General features: G+C 73.6%; 13 protein-coding genes. 8 read left to right on the top strand and 5 right to left on the bottom strand.

Annotation, left to right across the window (positions count from 1 at the left end):
- The first annotated feature begins 1 nt into the window (after position 1).
- Positions 2-838 (top strand): carbohydrate ABC transporter permease, encoded by an 837-nt coding sequence (locus EAD96_RS19200; protein ID WP_026268483.1) that lies wholly within the window; start codon positions 2-4, stop codon positions 836-838.
- Between the two features lie 9 nt (positions 839-847).
- Complete coding sequence (locus EAD96_RS19205; protein WP_120569047.1) at positions 848-2,056, top strand: ABC transporter ATP-binding protein; 1,209 nt, start codon at positions 848-850, stop codon at positions 2,054-2,056.
- An 80-nt stretch (positions 2,057-2,136) separates the two neighbouring features.
- Here EAD96_RS19205 and EAD96_RS19210 read toward each other — a convergent pair whose 3' ends face one another.
- Both EAD96_RS19210 and EAD96_RS19215 read right to left on the bottom strand, forming a co-directional pair.
- Positions 2,137-3,240, bottom strand: a complete 1,104-nt coding sequence (locus EAD96_RS19210; RefSeq protein ID WP_121685284.1) for a winged helix DNA-binding domain-containing protein — start codon at positions 3,238-3,240, stop codon at positions 2,137-2,139.
- Positions 3,241-3,443: 203 nt separating this feature from the next.
- On the bottom strand, positions 3,444-3,935 hold the full coding sequence (locus EAD96_RS19215; protein WP_121685285.1) for a GNAT family N-acetyltransferase: 492 nt from the start codon (positions 3,933-3,935) through the stop codon (positions 3,444-3,446).
- Between the two features lie 85 nt (positions 3,936-4,020).
- Between EAD96_RS19215 and wrbA the strand changes: the two genes are divergently transcribed.
- Positions 4,021-4,638, top strand: coding sequence for an NAD(P)H:quinone oxidoreductase (gene wrbA / locus EAD96_RS19220; protein ID WP_120569050.1), 618 nt, complete (start codon positions 4,021-4,023; stop codon positions 4,636-4,638).
- Positions 4,639-4,704: 66 nt separating this feature from the next.
- Here wrbA and EAD96_RS19225 read toward each other — a convergent pair whose 3' ends face one another.
- Positions 4,705-6,624 carry a chorismate-binding protein gene (locus EAD96_RS19225; RefSeq protein ID WP_121685286.1) on the bottom strand — a complete coding sequence of 640 codons (1,920 nt, stop codon included), beginning with the start codon at positions 6,622-6,624 and terminating at the stop codon, positions 4,705-4,707.
- A 259-nt stretch (positions 6,625-6,883) separates the two neighbouring features.
- Between EAD96_RS19225 and EAD96_RS19230 the strand changes: the two genes are divergently transcribed.
- The 3 genes from EAD96_RS19230 to EAD96_RS19240 all read left to right on the top strand — a co-directional run bounded on the left by EAD96_RS19230 (position 6,884) and on the right by EAD96_RS19240 (position 11,359).
- Positions 6,884-8,254: a gluconokinase gene (locus EAD96_RS19230; RefSeq protein WP_121685287.1), complete on the top strand. Its 1,371-nt coding sequence runs from the start codon at positions 6,884-6,886 to the stop codon at positions 8,252-8,254.
- A 121-nt stretch (positions 8,255-8,375) separates the two neighbouring features.
- A complete protein-coding gene (locus tag EAD96_RS19235) occupies positions 8,376-10,940 on the top strand; it encodes an ATP-binding protein (RefSeq protein ID WP_233586029.1) in 2,565 nt (854 codons plus the stop codon).
- 5 nt (positions 10,941-10,945) lie between these two features.
- Positions 10,946-11,359 carry a roadblock/LC7 domain-containing protein gene (locus EAD96_RS19240; protein WP_199733231.1) on the top strand — a complete coding sequence of 138 codons (414 nt, stop codon included), beginning with the start codon at positions 10,946-10,948 and terminating at the stop codon, positions 11,357-11,359.
- A 46-nt stretch (positions 11,360-11,405) separates the two neighbouring features.
- On the opposite strand, the gene EAD96_RS19245 is transcribed toward EAD96_RS19240, so the two are convergent.
- A complete protein-coding gene (locus EAD96_RS19245) occupies positions 11,406-12,899 on the bottom strand; it encodes a GH1 family beta-glucosidase (RefSeq protein ID WP_121685289.1) in 1,494 nt (497 codons plus the stop codon).
- An 853-nt stretch (positions 12,900-13,752) separates the two neighbouring features.
- Here EAD96_RS19245 and EAD96_RS19250 point away from each other — a divergent pair.
- On the top strand, positions 13,753-16,650 hold the full coding sequence (locus tag EAD96_RS19250) for a glycoside hydrolase family 48 protein (protein ID WP_199733232.1): 2,898 nt from the start codon (positions 13,753-13,755) through the stop codon (positions 16,648-16,650).
- Positions 16,651-16,938: 288 nt separating this feature from the next.
- Here the strand turns inward: EAD96_RS19250 and EAD96_RS19255 are convergent, their stop codons facing one another.
- Positions 16,939-17,628, bottom strand: coding sequence for a DUF3159 domain-containing protein (locus EAD96_RS19255; RefSeq protein WP_121685291.1), 690 nt, complete (start codon positions 17,626-17,628; stop codon positions 16,939-16,941).
- 93 nt (positions 17,629-17,721) lie between these two features.
- Here EAD96_RS19255 and EAD96_RS19260 point away from each other — a divergent pair, with 93 nt between their 5' ends.
- Positions 17,722-18,603 carry a phosphatase PAP2 family protein gene (locus tag EAD96_RS19260; protein ID WP_121685292.1) on the top strand — a complete coding sequence of 294 codons (882 nt, stop codon included), beginning with the start codon at positions 17,722-17,724 and terminating at the stop codon, positions 18,601-18,603.
- Positions 18,604-18,708 lie beyond the last annotated feature (105 nt).

Raw genomic sequence — 18,708 nt, forward strand, 5'->3', positions numbered from 1 at the left:
CATGGCAGTGGAAACCACCACGCGGGCGAAGGTGCGCTGGGGCCTGCTGGACGTCGTGGTCGTCGTCTTCGCGCTGGTCCCCGTCCTCTGGATCGCCTCGCTGTCGTTCAAGACCCCGGCCACGCTCACCGACGGCAAGTTCTGGCCGCGGGAGTGGACGCTGGACAACTACCGGACGATCTTCGACACCGACCAGTTCGTCCGGGCCCTGGTCAACTCGATCGGCATCGCGCTGATCGCCACCACCATCGCGGTGGTGCTCGGGGCGATGGCCGCGTACGCGATCTCCCGGCTCGACTTCCCGGGCAAGAAGCTGCTGGTCGGCGTCTCGCTGCTGATCGCGATGTTCCCGCAGGTGTCGCTGGTGTCGCCGCTGTTCGAGATCGAGCGGCAGCTCGGCCTGTTCGACACCTGGCCGGGGCTGATCCTGCCGTACATCACGTTCGCGCTGCCGCTGGCGATCTACACGCTGTCGGCGTTCTTCAAGCAGATCCCGTGGGACCTGGAGAAGGCGGCCAAGATGGACGGCGCCACCCAGGCACAGGCGTTCCGGCGGGTGATCGCGCCGCTGGCCGCGCCCGGCGTGTTCACCACGGCCATCCTGGTCTTCATCTTCTGCTGGAACGACTTCCTGTTCGCGATCACGCTCACCTCGACCGAGCGGTCCCGCACGGTCCCGGTGGCGCTGCAGTTCTTCACCGGCGAGTCGCAGTTCGAGGACCCGACCGGGGCGATCTGCGCCGCCGCCGTGGTGATCACCGTGCCGATCATCCTGTTCGTGCTCTTCTTCCAGCGCCGCATCGTCTCCGGTCTGACCTCCGGCGCAGTCAAGGGATAGGTGGTAGCAATGGCCGACATCGTGCTGGACAAGGTGAGCAAGCGGTTCCCGGACGGGACCACCGCGGTGCAGGACGTCGACCTGGAGATCGCCGACGGCGAGTTCGTGATCCTGGTCGGCCCGTCCGGCTGCGGGAAGTCCACCACGCTCAACATGATCGCCGGGCTGGAGGACATCAGCTCCGGTGAGCTGCGCATCGGCGGCGAGCGGGTCAACGACAAGGCACCCCGGGACCGCGACATCGCGATGGTCTTCCAGTCGTACGCGCTCTACCCGAACATGACCGTGCGGGAGAACATGGCGTTCCCGCTGCGGCTGGCGAAGATGGACAAGGAGACCATCAACCAGAAGGTCGACGAGGCGGCGAAGGTGCTGGAGCTGACCGCGCTGCTGGACCGCAAGCCGGCCAACCTGTCCGGCGGCCAGCGGCAGCGGGTGGCGATGGGACGGGCGATCGTCCGCCAGCCCAAGGCGTTCCTGATGGACGAGCCGCTGTCGAACCTGGACGCCAAGCTGCGCGTGCAGATGCGCACCGTGGTGTCCCGCCTCCAGAAGCAGCTCGGCACCACCACCGTCTACGTGACCCACGACCAGACCGAGGCGATGACGCTCGGCGACCGGGTGGTCATCATGCGGGGCGGCGCGGTGCAGCAGGTCGGGCCGCCGCAGGAGCTGTACGACCACCCGCGCAACCTCTTCGTCGCCGGGTTCATCGGCTCGCCCTCGATGAACTTCGTGCACGCGGTCGTGGAGGACGGCCGGCTGCGGACCGCGCTCGGCGACGTGCCGGTCGGCGACCGGGTCCGCCGCGAGCTGGAGGGCGGCGACGCGCCCCGGGAGCTGATCCTGGGCATCCGCCCGGAGCACTTCGAGGACGCGGCGCTGATCGACGACGAGACCCGCCGCCGGGGCATGGAGTTCGAGGCGCCTGTCGACATCGTCGAGTCGATGGGCTCGGACAAGTACGTCTACTTCACCGTCGAGGGGGAGCGGGCCACCGCCGCCGAACTGGAGGAGCTGGCCGCCGACGCGGGCGCCGCGGACTTCGCCGGCGCCGGGTCGAACCTGGTCACCCGGCTGTCGGCGGAGTCGCCGGTACGCGAGGGTGAGTCGCGCCGGGTGTGGTTCAACCTGGAGAAGATCCACCTGTTCGACCCGGGCAGCGGCCGCAACCTGACGCTGCACGAGGGCCGGTCGGCCGGCGCGCTCGCCGACTGACCCCTGGATGCGGCCGAAGGGCCGGTGGCAGTGCGCGCCGCCGGCCCTTCGGCCTGCTCGCGTCCCGGGTGCCCACGCTGTCACCAGGAGTGGCGCAACTCCAGCCCGAGGAAGCGGGCGTAGCCCGTCAGCGCGGCGTCCACCCGCTCACGCAACGCGGCGTCGAACGGCACGAGCTGCTGCAGCTTCACCGTCACCGCCTTCGCGCCCAGCGTCCGCGTCCAGGTGCCGACCACGCGCCCGCCGCGCACCACGGTCGACCGGAACACGCCGTTGTTGCCGGGGACCACCGCCGCGGCGTGCACCGGGTCGAGCATCAGCGACCGGTCCTTGAAGCCGAGCAGGTATTCGTCGAAGCCGGGCAGCGTGTGCAGGTCGTCGACCGGCGCGCGGGGCGCGTCGAGCAGCGCGGCGTCGACCACCGCGGGCTCGCCGTCGACCTCGACCGGGGCGAGCAGGTCACCGGCCAGGGTGATCGCCCGGGTCGCGTCGGTGACCGTCAGGCCGGTCCACCGGGCCAGCTCGTGCCGGGTCACCGGGCCGTGGCCGCGCACGTAGCGGTGCGCCAGCACCGCCAGTGCCTCGTCGCGCTCCGGGCGGTGCGGGTCGGGCGCCCACTCGTCGAGCAGCGCGAACGTCTGCTCGGCGCCCACGTGCGGCGCGATGCAGGTGACGCCGCGCTGGCTGGCGTACCAGAGCAGGTGGTAGCCACGCTGACCGTCGGTGGCCAGCCCGGCCGCGCGCAGCGCCGCCACGCACTCGGCGCGGGTCAACCGGCCGCCGCCGGTCAGCGCCGCGCGCAGCACGTCACCGGCCCGTTCGCCGTCGGCGACGGTCAGCCCGAGTTGCCGCCACCGCCCGGCGATGCCGGCCAGCGTCCGCACCCCGGTCAGCTCCAGCATCCACCGCGCGTCGCGCGCCGGGACCAGATGCACGGTGCCGCGCATGGGCCAGGTGCGCAGCGCCTCGCGCCGCTCCAGCGCCGCGCGGACGTCGTCCTGGGTGGCTCCGGGCAGGCGCAGGCCGAGCGACCACAGCCCGCTCGCCGCGTCCTGCGCCTGCATGGCGCCGAACCACTCGACCACGTCGGCGACGCGCTCGGGGCGGGCGGTGGGGTGCGGGCGCAGCAGCAGGCCGGTCATTCGCAGCGCGAGCGCCTCGGCGCGGTTGAGGCGTACGGTCACGGGCGTCAGCGTAGGCCCGGGGTACGACAACCCGGCCCCTGATCGCGCTGCGCCGGCGGCGCTGCCGACACCAGCGCGATCCCCCGTTCAGGATCCCGGCGCGGGGGCGGCCGCTGCGGCCGGCGCCGGTTCGACCAGCATCCCGTGTGAGCTGGGTGGGCAGAGCGGTTGCGGACGGAACTTGCGCAAATCTTGAGCCACGCTCAGTCCAGGCGCCGGTGCATGACCAGCAGGTCGACGTACCCCCGGGTGGGGTGCCGGAAGCCCTCCGGCACCCGGCCGATCACCTCGAAGCCCAGCGACCGCCACAGCTCGACGGCCCGGGAGTTGGTGGCCACCACGGCGTTGAACTGCATGGCCCGGTAGCCGTCGGCCCGGGCCGCGTCGAGCACGTGCGCGGCGAGCGCCCGGCCGACGCCGCGCCCGGCGGCGGCCGGGGCGACCATGAACGACGCGTTCGCCACGTGGTCGCCGGGGCCGCCCTGGTTGGGCGCCAGCTTCGCCGAGCCGAGCACCGTGCCGTCCGGCGCCACCGCGACCACCGTGCGCGCCGGCGCCGGCGGCATCCAGAGCTTGCGGGCCTGCTCCTCCGTGACGTCGCGGGGCCAGGTGTACGTCTCGCCGGCCGCCACGATCTCGCGCAGGAACGGCCAGATCAGCGGCCAGTCGGCCGGCGTGGCGGTGCGGATCTCCACCCGGAGAGCATGCCACGCCCTGAGTTTGACGGAACAAGTAACGGGTAGTCGCCGGAGCTGACCCGAGACGAGGAGGGAACGTCTGATGGATGGCCAGGTCAAGGTCGCGGTGATCTATTACAGCGCGACCGGCATCACCTACCAGATGGCGCAGGCGGCGGTCGAGGCGGCGGGGGAGGCCGGCGCCGAGGTGCGTCTGCGCAAGGTACGTGAGCTGGCGCCCGACGAGGCGATCCGCTCCAACTCCGGCTGGCAGGCGCACCGGCTGGAGACCCAGGACGTGATGGAGGCGCAGCCGGACGACCTGTCCTGGGCCGACGTGATCATCATGGGTTCGCCGACCCGGTACGGCATGATCGCCGCCCAGCTCAAGCAGTTCATCGACACCACCGGCCCGCTCTGGGCCGCCGGCGCGCTCGCCGACAAGGTCTACAGCGGGTTCACCTCGACCGCCACGTCGCACGGCGGCCAGGAGGCCACACTGCTGTCGCTGTACACGGTCTTCTACCACTGGGGCGGCATCGTGGTGACCCCCGGTTACACCGACCCGAGCCAGTTCGTCGCCGGCAACCCGTACGGCGCCTCGCACACCAGCAACAACGGCGAGGTCGCCCCGGACCACGTGGCCCTGGCCGCCACCGCGCTCACCGCCAAGCGCGCCGTGCTGATGGGCGCCGCGCTGAAGCGGGGCATGGCCGGCTGACCCGACTGGCGACCGGTGGCCGGACGGGGGCTCTCGAACCCGTCCGGACCACCGGTCGCCAGTGCCCTACCCGCGATCGGCCGCTCCATGCGCGCTCAGCGCCGGCCGGTCGAGCAGATGCCCGAGCAGGTCCGCAAGGACCCTCGTGCCGTCCTGGCTCAGCACCGACTCCGGGTGGAACTGCACCCCGGCGAAGCCCGCGCCGCGCAGCGCGTGCACCGCGCCGTCGGCCGGGTCGCGGGACACCTCGACCGGGCCGTACGGGCCGGCCACCCGGTCCGCGTCGGCGAGCGCGGTGAAGCTGGCGTAGAACCCGACCCGGCGGGTCGTCCCGAACACCGGCACGTCCCGCGGCAGCCCCTGGTACGGCGCGTCGCGGCGGTGCAGCGGCAGGCCCAGCAGCCCGGCGAGCAACTGGTGGCCCAGGCACACGGCGAGCGTCGGCCGGCCGGACGCGAGCAACTCGGTCAGCAGCGCCCGCAGCGCCACCATCTTCGGCGCGGCCGCGTCCCGCGGGTCACCCGGGCCGGGGCCGACCACCACCAGGTCGTATCCGTCCAGCGGGCCCGGGTCCGGCCAGTCCCGCCGGGTCACCGCCAGGCCCAGCGCGCCGAGCTGGTGGGCGAGCATGCCGGTGAACGTGTCCTCGCCGTCGACGATCAGCGCCCGCCGCCCGGCCAGCCCGCGCAGCGCGATCGCGCCCGGCTCCCGCTGCTCCAGCCAGAACCGGGCCAGCGGGGCGTTGCGGGCGGCCAGCGCGGCGCGTACCTCGGGGTCGTCGGCGTACCGGACGGCCGGTTCGGTCGCGGAGCGCGGCGCGTCCGGGCCGAGACCCAGCGCGGCCAGCACACCGGCGGCCTTCGCGTGCGTCTCGGCCACCTCCCCGGCGGTGGTCGAGTGCCGGACCAGCGTCGCGCCGACCGGCACCCGCAGCGCGCCCTCGGGCGAGATCTCGGCGGTACGGATCAGGATCGGCGCGTCCAGCGTCTGCCGGCCCTGCTCGTCGCGGCCCAGCAGGGCGAGCACCCCGGCGTAGTAGCGCCGGCCGGTGCGCTCGTGCCGGGCGATCACCCGGCAGGCGTTCTCCATCGGGCTGCCGGTGACGGTGGGCGCGAACATGGTCTCCCGCAGCACGTCGCGTACGTCCCGGGAGCAGCGCCCGGCCAGCAGGTACTCGGTGTGCGCCAGGTGCGCCATCTCCTTCAGGTACGGCCCGACCACCTGGCCGCCGTGCTCGGCGACCACGGCCATCATCTTCAGCTCCTCGTCCAGCACCATGTACAGCTCCTCCACCTCCTTCGGGTCGTGCAGGAAGCGCAGCAGCGCGGAGCGGTCGACGGTCTCGCCCCGGTGCCGGAACGTGCCGCTGATCGGGTTCATCTCGACCAGCCCGTCGGCGACGCTGACGTGCCGCTCGGGGCTGGCGCCGACCAGGATCCGCGTGCCGGTGTGCACCAGGAACGTCCAGTACGCGCCCCGCTCGCGCAGCAGCAGCCGGCGCAGCGCGGCCAGGGCCGCGGCCAGCGGGTCGCCCTGCACCGTGGCGCGCATGGTGCGGTGGATGACGAAGTTGGCTCCCTCGCCCCGGCCGATCTCGTCGGCCAGCACCCGTTCCACGATCGCCGCGTACTCGTCGTCGGCGATGTCGAAGCCGGCGTCGCGGGTGCGCACCTCGGCGTCGGGCAGGTCGTCGAGCAGCTCGGCCAGGGGTATCCGCCGGTGCGCCTCGACCGCCAGGAACTCCAGCGGCAGCCCGTCGTCGACGCACTCGAAGCCGCGTTCGGTGACCTGCCGGAACGGCACCAGGGCCAGCGTGTGCGGGCCGGCGCCGTCCTCGGGCAGCGGCAGGTCGGCGAGCGCGCCGGCGGTGCGTACCGGGCCGGTGAACAGGTCGACGTGGTCGGCGCCCTCGCGGCGGACGAGCGCGAACGGGCCGGGCTCGCGGCCGGCCGCGACGGCGGCGAGCGGGTCGGACAGGCGGGTCATCGGGTCTCCTCGGTGGGCCGGTGGCCGCCGGTAGAGGCGACCCGGGATGCCGGGGGAGACCGGCGGCCGCCTCGTCGGGCGGCCGCGTGGGGAAGCTACGCGCGGGGGTGGGCCGCCGGGTCGGCGGGCCACCAGCAGGACAGGTGCGCGGGCATGACGGTCACTGTACGCGATCGACAGGCGCCGTGGAACCCGATCGCGCGTCACCGGGTACGGATCTTGGAGTGGCCGCCGGTCCCGCCGGGTAGGTTGACCGGCGATGGACATTCTCGCTCTGGATCTGGGCACCTCCTCGGTGCGCGGCCTCGTGCTCGACGCGGACGCCGTGCCGCGCCCGGGCGCGCTGGCCCGCCGCCGGGTGCACCTGGTCACCGGGGACGACGGCACCGGGACGCTCGACGGCCCGGCCTACCTGGCGTGCCTGGTGGAGTGCCTGGACGAGCTGGCCGCCGGTGGGCACCTGCGGGACGTGGACCTCGTGGCCACCTCCGCGCAGTGGCACTCGGTGCTGCCGCTGACGCCCGACGGCACACCGTCGGGGCCGGTGCTGACCTGGCTGGACACCCGGCCGGAGCCGCCGGCCGGCGCGACCGGCCCGGCCGACCCGGCGGACTTCCACCGGCGGACCGGCACCTGGTGGCACCGCTGCTACTGGTCGGTGCGGCTGCCCTGGCTGCGTGAGCGCGTCGACCGGTGCGCACGCTTCACCGGGCTCGCCGAGTACGCGCTCGGCACGCTGCTCGACGACGCCCCGATGTCGATCTCGCTGGCCTCCGGCACCGGGCTGCTCGACCTGCGCCGCATGGACTGGGATCCGGAGGCGTGTGAGCTGGCCGGCGTACGCCCGGATCAGTTGCCGCCACTGGCCCCCCGGGGCTGGCGCGGCCGGCTGAACGCGGCGTACGCGCGCCGCTGGCCCCAGCTGGCCGGCGCGCGGTGGGCGCCGCCGGTGGGCGACGGCGCGGCCGCCAACGTCGGCTCGGGATGCGTCGACCCGACCCGCGCGGCGGTGACAGTCGGCACCTCCGCCGCGGTCCGCATGATCCAGGCCGTGCCGGCCGGCGCGGAGCCGCCGCCGCTGCCCGGGCAGTTGTGGCGGTACCGGGTCGACCACGACCACGTGGTGACCGGCGCGGCGTACTCCAGCGGCGGCAACCTGTTCGCCTGGGCGGCGCGTGAGCTGCGGCTGCCGGAGGGCTCGGAGCTGGAGGCGGCGCTCGACCGCGCCGCCGGCTCGGTGCGCGCGAATCCCCGCTTCGGCGGCGACCGGCCGCCGGGTGTCGCCCCGGCGGGCTCGGGGGAGCTGCGCGGGCTCAGCTTCGGCACCACCGCCGTGGACATCCTGGCCGGGCTGATGAGCGGACTGTGCCGGCTCGTCGCCGACGACCTGACGCTGCTGGAGGCCGGTATCGGCGAGCCGATGGAGGTGGTCCTCGGCGGTGGGGCGCTGACCGCCTCGCCGTGGTGGCGCGGGGCGTTCCTCGACGTGCTCGCGCCCCGCCGGGTGTGCTGGCAACGCAACCCGGAGATCGGTGCGACCGGTGCCGCGCTCGTCGCGCTCGGCCGGATCGCGGAGGCCGACGAGATCGCCGGGATCGGCCGGACGGGCGAGGCCGCCTCGCACGGGTGACCGTCCACCCGCGGCGCTGACCGTCCTGGTCATGCCGTCCGGGCGGCCGTTGACACCGACCGACGGCCTGATTGGATGGACTCCGCTCCCCGACGTGGTGGGGCGGGAGGAGGAGGCAACCGTGGGCGCAGGTCCCGACCCGGTGCGCGGCGCGGCCCCTCAGCCGCACCGGCGGCGCTCCGGGTTCCGGCTGCGGGACTGGCGGATGGGCACCAAGCTCGCCACGGTGCTGGTGATCCCCTCACTGGCGTTCCTCGTCCTGGCCGGCATCCAGACCCGCGGGCTGGTCGGGCAGACCACCACGCTGAGCGCCTTCGCCGAGCAGGTCGGCATCGGGCGGCAGATCTCCACCGCCGTCGACCGGCTCCAGCACGAGCGGGACCGCACCGCGGGCGAGCTGGCCGCGCTGCGCCGCGCCGGCACCGACCGGGACGCCGCGGTGGCCGCGCTGAAGCCGCTCCAGGAGGCCACCGACCGCGCGATGACCGACCTGCGTGCCGCCGCCGCTCCGCTGGCCGACGCCGACGCGGCCTGGCGGGTCTCCTACTCCGAGGCGGTCGAGGCGTACGACCAGGTGGTGAACATCCGGGCGGCGGTGGCGCCCGCGGTGCTCTCCAGCGACACCGTGCTGAGCAACTACCACCGGTCGATCGCGGCGCTGCTGAACCTGCTGGCCGAGCCGTCGCCCGGCGGCGGCCGGCAGGAGCTGACCGAGGCGGTGCTGCGGTACGCGCAGCTGTCCCGGGTGAAGGAGCTGTCCTCGCGCATCCGGGCGGAGCTCTACGCCGCCGCCCGGTCCGGCCGGTACGAGCCCGACGACCAGGTGACGCTCAGCGACCTGCGAGCCCAGCAGCTCACCGCCCTCGGCGCGTTCCGGGTCGCGGCGACCGCCGACCAGATCCGTCGCTACGACCGCACCTCGGTCGATCCGGCCTTCGTCGCCGCCACCCGGATGGAGGAACGGACGCTGCCCGGCGGCGGCGAGACGAAGCCGGCCCTGCTCGACGCGACCCAGTGGTGGGCGGCCAGCGAGCAGCGGCAGGAGCTGTTCCGCCAGCTGGAGAGCGAGATCGTCGCCGACGCGGTACGCCAGGCCGACGACGCCAGCGCCCGCCAGCTGCGCGACACGCTGCTGGTGGGCGGCGCGATCGCCACGGTGCTCCTGGCCGCGGTGCTGATCTCGCTGCTGGTCGGCCGGTCGGTGGCCCGCTCCATGCGGCAGCTGCGCGGCCAGGCGCTGCGGATCGCCCAGGTGGATCTGCCGCTGACGCTGCAACGGCTGCGCACAGTGGACCGCCCGGTCGGCGCGATCGACGTGCCGCCCTCGGTGATCGACTCGCAGGACGAGATCGGCGAGCTGGCGGAGGCGTTCGTGGCGGTGCACCGCAGCGCCGTCGACGTGGCGGTCGAGCAGGCGATGATGCGACGCAACGTCAACGCCATGTTCGTCAACCTGGCCCGGCGCAGCCAGGTGCTCGTCGAGCGGCAGCTGGAGCTGCTCGACGAGCTCGAACGCGAGGAGAGCGACCCGGACCAGCTGGAGAACCTGTTCAAGCTCGACCACCTCGCCGCCCGCATGCGCCGCAACGACGAGAGCCTGCTGGTGCTGGCCGGCAGCGAGTCGACCCGGCGGTGGAACCGCCCGGTGGGCCTGGGCGCGGTGCTGCTGGCCGCGAGCGCGGAGATCGAGCAGTACCAGCGGGTGCGCCACGAGAACCGGGCCGACCTGCACGTCGTCGGGCACGCGGTGGGCGACCTGGTGCACCTGTTCGCGGAGCTGCTGGAGAACGCCACCGCCTTCTCCCGCCCGGACACCGCGGTGCGGGTGGTCGTCGAGCCGGACGGCCGGGGCGCGCTCGTGCAGATCGTCGACGAGGGGCTGGGCATGAGCCCGCCGGCGCTGGCCGAGGCGAACGCGGTGCTCGCCGAGCCGCCGGCCGCCGACGTGTCGGCCTCGGAACGGATGGGCCTGTTCGTGGTGAGCCACCTCAGCGCCCGGCACGGCGTACGGGTGCGGCTGAGCTCGGGCCGGGAGGGCCTGGTGGCCCGGGTGCGGATCCCGGTCGCGCTGCTGGCCGAGGCGCCCGCGCCGGAGGCGGGCCGGCCGGAGCCGAATCGGCTCGTGCGCGGGACGGCGCAGGCGATGCTCACCGGCCCGGTCACCGCGTCCGCTGCGCTCGCCGCGGCGACCGCCGAACTGCCGGTGGCCGGATGGCGTCCGGCGCCGGGCCAGCCCGCGGCGCTGCCGGTGTCCCCGCTGACCGGGCGGCCGCTGGGCGACGGGACGGACGCCGGGGCGGCTGCGCCGGCGCCGCCCGCCGCGCCGGTGACCGCGCCGCGTCCCCGCCCGGGACGGGCCGAGGACGTGCTCACGCCGGACGCCGGCGCGGCGGGCGGCGGGTGGTTCAGCCGGCAGGGTCCGGCCACGTCGGGGCTGGGTGTGACGCCCGCGCCGGCGGCGACGCCGGTGACCGGAGGGACGAACGAGCGGGGCCTGCCGGTACGCGTGCCGATGGCCCAGCTCGCCTCGGCCGCCCCGGCCGACCGCCCGGTGGTGCGGCACGAGCCGGACCCGGAGGCGGTCGGTGGCATGCTGTCGCGCCTCTACAGCGGGGTACGGCGGGCCGAGGCCGAGGAGACCACCGAGATGTACCTGCCGCGCGATGAAGGAGGACGACGACAGTGACGACGTTGAGCCAGGAGGCACGCGACCTGAGCTGGCTGGTGAACGCGTTCGCGGAGCGCGTTCCCGGGGTGGCGCACGCGGTGGTGGTGTCCTCCGACGGGCTCCTGGTGGCGATCTCGGCGCACCTGCCGCGCGACAACGCGGACAAGCTCGCCGCGGTGACCTCCGGCCTGATGAGCATCACCGCCGGTGCGGCCCAGATGTTCGACGGTGACGTCGTCAAGCAGACGGTGGTCGAGATGGGGCGCGGCTACTTCCTGGTGATGCAGATCCGGGACGGCTCGATCCTGGCCACGCTGGCCGGGGCGGACGCCGACATCGGCGTGGTCGGCTACGAGATGGCGCGGCTGGCCAAGCAGGCGGGCGAGATGCTCACCCCGGCGTTGCGCGCCGAACTCCAGCAGGCGCTGCCGCGCTGAGGCGGCCCGGTGCCCGGCCGGCATCGCGCCGGCCGGGCACCGTCGCCTACAGGCCGTTGCGGCGGATCACGTCGCGGTACCAGTGGGCGCTGCGCTTGAGCACCCGCCGCTGGCTGGCGTAGTCGACGTACACCAGGCCCCAGCGCTGCTCGTACCCCTCGGCCCACTCGAAGTTGTCCAGCAGCGACCAGACGTGGTAGCTCTCCAGCGGCACCCCGTCGCCGATGGCCCGGTGGGCGGCGGCGAAGTGGTCGCGCAGGAAGGTGACCCGCCCGGCGTCGTCGACGTTGCCGTCCGCGCCGGGCACGTCCGGGCAGGGCAGGCCGTTCTCGGTGATGGTGATCGGCACCCGGCCGTAGTCGCGGGTGACCCGGGTCAGGATGTCGTACATGCCCTCCGGGTAGATCTGCTGCCACTCCGCCTCGGAGGTGGGCCACTTGCGGACCGTGCCGCCGTCGGCGGTGACGTAGATCGGCGTGTAGTACTGCACGGCGAGCAGGTCGACCGGGCTGGAGATGATCTTCAGGTCGCCGTCGCGGACGCCGCGGGCCATCCGGCTGGCCGGGCCGAGGTCGTCCAGCACGTCCTGCGGGTACGCGCCCTTGAAGATCGAGTCGAGGTAGAGGCGGTTCTCGTAGCCGTCGTGGAGGCGGGTCGCGGCGGCCGACTCGGCGGAGTCGTCGGCGGGGTAGCAGGGGTGCAGGTTGAGCGCCGGGCCGATCCGGCCGGTGCCACCGGAGGCGCGCAGCGCCTGCACGGCGAGGCCGTGGCCGAGCTGGAGGTGGTGGGCGACCAGGTACGCCGCGTCCTCGTCGCGGATGCCCGGCGCGTGGTGGCCCCAGATGTAGCCGTTCTGCACCACGGTCTTCGGCTCGTTGATGGTCAGCCAGACCGGCACCTGGTCGCCGAGGGCGCGGAACACCATGTCGGCGTACTCGGCGAAGCGCTCCGCGGTGTCCCGGTTCTCCCAGCCGCCGGCGTCCTGGAGGGCCTGGGGGAGATCCCAGTGGAACAGCGTGGCCATCGGGGCGATGCCGCGCTCGTGCAGCCCGTCCACCAGGCGGCGGTAGAAGTCGAGGCCGCGCTGGTTGGGGCGGCCGGAGCCGTCGGCCTGGATGCGCGGCCAGGAGATGGAGAACCGGTAGCTGCGCAGCCCCAGGTCGCGCATCAGGTCCAGATCCTGCGCGTACCGGTGGTAGTGGTCGGCCGCGACGTCGCCGGTGTCGCCGTTGCGGGTCCGGCCCGGCGTGTGGCTGAAGGTGTCCCAGACGGACTCACCCCGCCCGTCCTCCTTCGCGGCCCCCTCGATCTGGTACGCCGAGGTCGCCGCCCCCCAGGCGAAGCCGTCCGGGAAACGCAGCCCGCGGTCCGGCTCCGGGTCGGTGGTGCGCTCGGGCGGGCTGTCGCAGCCGCCGAGCGCGACGGTCGACGCGGCGATCCCGGCCGCGGTGGCGCCGGCGAGCCCGGTCCGGGCCGCGCCGGCCGCGGTCGCGGACAGGGCGGCGCGGCGGAGCAGGCGCCGTCGGGTGAGTAACGACATGAGGTTTCTCCTCGGGGTGACGGGCCGCCCTGGGCCGGGAGCGCTCCCATCATAGCCAGGGAGCGGCCGGCCCGATCCGGCGGTCGCGGCGACGTGCGGCGCGGCCGGCGGGCGGCCGGAAAGTGGGTGGGCGGGGGCGTCGCTCGGGAACGTCGCTCGCGGCGGCGTGAGCGGCGAGGGGTGGGGCGGATAGCGAGAAAGGCCGTCCGGGTGGCGTGTCACGCCTGTCCCGTCGGCCTCTTTTGCCGTCGACAACGGGGGTTTAGTGTGGGGACGGGGGAGGGCAACCCCCGTCCCCACCGATGGTGCACACACGCACGAAGTGGAATTGGCGTCCGTCGTGCGCGTCGCGCGGGAGCCGGGCCACGCGAGTGGCTCTGGTTCCACCTCCCTCCGTCTGGCGGGTGACGGCCGGCGGCGGCGTCCGGGCTGGTCCGCCGTCGGCCTCTGGCCGACGCGCCGGGCACGGGTGCACCCGGCGATCCAGTACTTGTATCTCCGTCGATGGAAGCGCTCCCATCGGCGATGCTGCGACTGTAACGCCCGTCACGGGTTTGGAAAAGCCCCTAAACGAGATCGAAACATGGAAGCGCGTATCTACGCTGGCCGTTGTGGTGGGAGCGCTTCCATGTCACACTCTCGTCACGCCACGCGGAGCCAGTGAACGCGAGCGCGGGCCGCCGAGGGCACCCGGTGACGAACCGGTGCGGCGCCCCGATCCCCGGCACGGCCGGGACGACCACCTTTCCGGACGCCTCCGTCCCCCCGCGTACGCCCCGTCGGCGCGTGGAGGCGCCCCGCCGGGGCCCACGGTCCCGGCCCGGTCCGAGGAGACACCGCCCACATGAGACTTCTGGCCAGACGTCGCCGCACGGCGATGGTCGCCGCCACCGCCCTCGTCATAGGCGGGGTGGCCCTGCCCGCGGGCGCCGCACAGGCCGCACCCGCCTGCGACGTGACCTATGCGACGACCGACTGGAACAACGGGTTCACCGCCAACGTCACCATCAAGAACCTGGGCGACGCGCTGAACAACTGGTCGCTGAAGTTCGCCTTCCCGAACAGCAGCCAGCGCGTGGTTCAGGGCTGGTCGGCCCGGTGGAGCCAGTCCGGCAGCGAGGTGACCGCCACGAACGAGTCGTGGAACGGCAGCCTGCCCACCGGCGCGTCCACCAGCATCGGCTTCAACGGCAGCTTCAGCGGCAGCAACCCGAAGCCCACCGCGTTCACCCTCAACGGGGTCGCCTGCAACGGCGCGCAGACCAACCAGCCGCCGACGGTCTCCCTGAGCGTGCCGTCCGGCCCGTTCGAGGCGCCGGCGGACGTGCCGCTGACCGCGACCGCGAGCGACACCGACGGCACCATCAGCAAGGTCGAGTTCTACCGCAACGGCCTGCTGGTCAACACCGACACCACCGCGCCGTACGGCTACGACCTGCTCGACCTGCCGGCCGGCAGCTACACCGTGCAGGCCAAGGCGTACGACAACGCGGGCGGCACGGCCGTCTCGGAGAAGTCTTTCACCGTGACGGCGGCCAGCGGGCCGAGGCTGGTCGCCAGCCCGTCCGCGGTCACCGTCGCCGAGGGCGGCAGCGCCACGGTCCGGTACACGCTCAGCGCGGCGCCGACGGCCAACGTGCCGGTGACCCTCGCCGTCACCGGTGACAGCGACATCACCGTGTCGCCGTCCACGCTGACGCTCACCTCGAGCAACTGGAGCACCGGCGTCACCGCCACGGTGTCGGCCGCGGAGGACTCCGACACGGTCGGCGGCACCGCCACGATCACCGCGTCGGCCACCGGCTATGCCCCGATCTCCGTCGTCGCCACCGAGGCGGACAACGACACCCCCGGCGGCGACAACGCCTACATCAAGAAGTTCCTCGACCAGTACGGCAAGATCAAGAACTCGGGCTACTTCAGCCCCGAGGGCGTGCCGTACCACTCGATCGAGACGCTGATCGTCGAGGCACCCGACCACGGCCACGAGACCACCTCGGAGGCGTTCAGCTTCTGGCTCTGGCTGGAGGCGCAGTACGGCCGGGTCACCCAGAACTGGGCCCCGTTCAACAACGCCTGGACGGTGATGGAGAAGTACATCATCCCGTCGCACGCCGACCAGGCCACCGCCGGCTCGCCCGGCACCCCGCAGTACGCCGCCGAGCACAACCTGCCCAGCCAGTACCCGTCGGCGCTGGAGGCCAGCGTCCCGGTCGGCCAGGACCCGCTGCGCTCGGAGCTGCAGTCCACCTACGGCACCGGTGACATCTACGGCATGCACTGGCTGCTCGACGTGGACAACACCTACGGCTACGGCCGCTGCGGCGACGGCACCACCCGGCCCGCGTACATCAACACCTTCCAGCGGGGCACCCAGGAGTCGGTGTGGGAGACCGTGCCGCAGCCGTCCTGCGACACGTTCAAGCACGGCGGCCCGAACGGCTACCTGGACCTGTTCGTCAAGGAGTCCAGCGCCCCGGCCAAGCAGTGGAAGTACACCAACGCCCCGGACGCCGACGCGCGTGCCGTCCAGGCCGCCTACTGGGCGCTGACCTGGGCCAAGGCGCAGGGCAAGCAGGCCGACGTGGCGGCCACCGTGGCCAAGGCCGCCAAGATGGGCGACTACCTGCGCTACGCGCTGTTCGACAAGTACTTCAAGAAGATCGGCAACTGCGTCGGGGCGTCCACCTGCCCGGCCGCCAGCGGCCGTGACTCGGCGCACTACCTGCTCTCCTGGTACTACGCCTGGGGTGGCGCGTACGACACCTCGCAGAACTGGTCGTGGCGGATCGGCTCCAGCCACAGCCACTTCGGCTACCAGAACCCGTTCGCGGCCTGGGCCATGACCAACGTCGCGGAGCTGAAGCCGAAGTCGCCGACCGCGGTCTCCGACTGGCAGAAGAGCCTCGACCGGCAGCTGGAGTTCTACACCTGGCTCCAGTCCGCCGAGGGCGGCATCGCCGGTGGCGCCACCAACAGCTGGGACGGCAGCTACGCCCAGCCGCCGGCCGGCACCGCCACCTTCTACGGCATGTTCTACGACGTCGACCCGGTCTACAACGACCCGCCGTCGAACCAGTGGTTCGGCATGCAGGCCTGGTCGATGCAGCGCATCGCCGAGCTGTACCTGGAGACCGGCAACGCGAAGGCCAAGGCGTTGCTGGACAAGTGGGTGCCGTGGGCGATCGCCAACACCACTGTCGGCACCAACTGGTCGATCCCGTCGGACATGAAGTGGACGGGCCAGCCGGCCAACTGGAACCCGAGCAGCCCGCAGCCGAACACCAACCTGCACGTCGAGGTGACGGTCAAGGGCCAGGACGTCGGCGTCGCCGGCGCCTACGCCCGCACGCTCATCGCGTACGCGGCCAAGTCCGGCAACACCGCGGCGAAGGACACCGCCAAGGGGCTGCTGGACGCGCTCTCGGCGTCCGCCGACAGCAAGGGCGTCTCGACGCCGGAGAAGCGCGGCGACTACAAGCGCTTCGACGACGTCTACAACGCCGCCGACGGCCAGGGTCTCTACGTCCCCAACGGCTGGACCGGGAAGATGCCCAACGGCGACGCGATCGCCCCGGGCAAGAGCTTCCTGGACATCCGCTCGTTCTACAAGAACGACCCGGACTGGCCGAAGGTGCAGGCGTACCTGGACGGCGGTCCCGAGCCGGTCTTCAACTACCACCGGTTCTGGGCGCAGGCGGACGTCGCCATGGCGTACGCCGACTACGGCACCTACTTCCCGCAAGGGTGAGGTGACCCCTCCTTCGTGGGCGGGTGAGAGCCCGCCCACGGAGGAGGCCGACCCGGCCGATGGGGGAACGGAGCGGCCGGGTCGGCGAACGGCCTGACGCCCACGGTCAGGCCGGGTGGGCCGGCCGTCCGGCCGACGCAGCGGACCGGCCGGCCCACCACTCCGCCCGGCGACGACCCATGGCGCGAAAAGGCACGGAAAATTCAGCGGTCCACGGGATCACATCCGGGCCCTGGACGGAGTAACGTATTTGACGGAGAGGCCGCTCCCCCCGTGGCGGCCTCTCCATTATTCTGTGCGCGCCGCCACAGCGTCCGTGTCCGCCGGGTCCACCGGGTACCGCAGCCCCGGATGTCCGGCGGGCAGCGAGCGCCGGATCACCACCCAGCTCCCCGTCAGCGCCGCCGCGATCAGCGGCCAGGTCAGCGCCGCCCGCGCCACTGTGAGCGCGACCACCTGCCCGTACAGCCACAGTGGGACGAACACCGCGACCCGCAGCACGTAGGTGGCCGCCCACACCCAGCTGGCCCGGCCGTACGCCCGCAGCAGCGCCGGGTCGCGCCGCCACCGGGTGCGCTGGCCCAGCGCCGTGCCGACCACCACACCCAGCAGCGGCCACCGCACCACGATGCTCACCGCCCAGGCCAGCGCGCTCGCGGTGTTGGCGGCGATCTGGAGCAGGAAGAAGTCGGCGGCCCGGCCGGTGCGCAACGCGACGAGCGCGGCCACGCAGACCGCGAGCAGCCCGACCAGCACCGAGCGGGGACGGTCGCCGCGCCGCCACCGCCAGCCGGCCACCGCCGTGCCGGTCAGCACCGCCGCGAGCACGCCGCCGCCCAGGCCGCCGAGCACCCAGCCGAGCCCGAACGCCAGCGGGGGAAGCGTCGCGTCCACCGCCCCGCGCCGGCCGCCGAGCAGGTCGGCCAGCGACTCCGGCCGCGGCCCGTCCGCCGGTTGCCGCTGCGGCGTGCCGGTCACGCGCCACCTCCTCGAAATCGCCCGCCTCACCGTACGCCGCCGCCGATGGCGCTCCGCCGCGCGCCGGAGCGGACCTACCGTTAAGTTGTCCGGGTGCGGGAGACGGCGAGGGGTTGGACGGCGGTCTGGTTGGTCGTACTGGCCCTGATCCAGACAGCCGCGTTCGGGCTGGTGTGGCGCTTCGCCGTACACACCGAACTGGGCCAGTGGCTGGACACGGTGGCGCTCACCGGCAACCGGATCGGCCAGGACCGCATCGACGATCCGGTGGACACACTCCTCAACGCCATGTCGGTGGTGTCGCTGGTGGCCGCGACCGCCGTGATCGGCTTCATCGCGCTGATCCGGGGACGCAAGGCGCTCGCCGTCACCGCGACGCTGCTGATCGCCGGCGCCAACGTGACCACGCAGCTGCTCAAGCACTACCTGGCCCGGCCCGACTTCGGCATCGACCCGGAACGGGCCGCCGCCGGCAACAGCCTGCCCAGCGGGCACACCACGGTGGCCGCCTCGGTCGCGGTCGCGTTGATCCTGGTGCTGCCGCGCAAGCTGCGGGTCGCCGGGGCGTTCCTCGGCGCCGGGTACGCCGCCGCCGCGGGCGTCGCCACGCTCTCCGCCGGCTGGCACCGGCCCAGCGACGCGGTCGCCGCGTACCTGGTGGTCGGCGCGTGGGCCGCGGTCGCCGGGCTGGTGCTGCTGTTCTTCCAGCGCGAGCAGGCGGTGGTGGAGCCGGGCGACGCCCACCGGGTGGCCGGCGCCGTGCTCGGCGGCGCCGGCGTGGTGGCCCTGCTGGCCTCCGCGGTGGCGCTGTCCTGGCTCGTCGACCGTTCCACAGTCCCCGTCGAGGCGCTCGGCCGCCGTCCGCTGTTCATCGGGTACGCGGGCAGCGCGGCCGGCATCGCCGGCACGATCGCCGTGGTGGCCGCGCTGGTGCTGGTCGTGGTGCACCGGCTGGTGCCCCGCTGGAAGGGCTGACCGCAGGTGCAGACCGTACGGGCGGCGTTCCGGGCCGAGTGCGAACGCCTGGAACGGGTGCTGCGCGACCTGGACGACGCGGCGCTGGACCGGCCCACCCCGTGC

This window comes from Micromonospora sp. BL1 (genome assembly GCF_003667485.1).
Lineage (GTDB): Bacteria > Actinomycetota > Actinomycetes > Mycobacteriales > Micromonosporaceae > Micromonospora > Micromonospora tulbaghiae.

Bases quoted from the DNA above. Each gene is read 5' to 3' on its own strand.
- EAD96_RS19205 (WP_120569047.1), top strand. From the start codon at position 848: ATGGCCGACATCGTGCTGGACAAGGTGAGCAAGCGGTTCCCGGACGGG.
- EAD96_RS19245 (WP_121685289.1), bottom strand. From the start codon at position 12,899: ATGTCGTTACTCACCCGACGGCGCCTGCTCCGCCGCGCCGCCCTGTCC.
- EAD96_RS19200 (WP_026268483.1), top strand. From the start codon at position 2: ATGGCAGTGGAAACCACCACGCGGGCGAAGGTGCGCTGGGGCCTGCTG.
- wrbA (WP_120569050.1), top strand. From the start codon at position 4,021: ATGGATGGCCAGGTCAAGGTCGCGGTGATCTATTACAGCGCGACCGGC.
- EAD96_RS19225 (WP_121685286.1), bottom strand. From the start codon at position 6,624: ATGACCCGCCTGTCCGACCCGCTCGCCGCCGTCGCGGCCGGCCGCGAG.
- EAD96_RS19230 (WP_121685287.1), top strand. From the start codon at position 6,884: ATGGACATTCTCGCTCTGGATCTGGGCACCTCCTCGGTGCGCGGCCTC.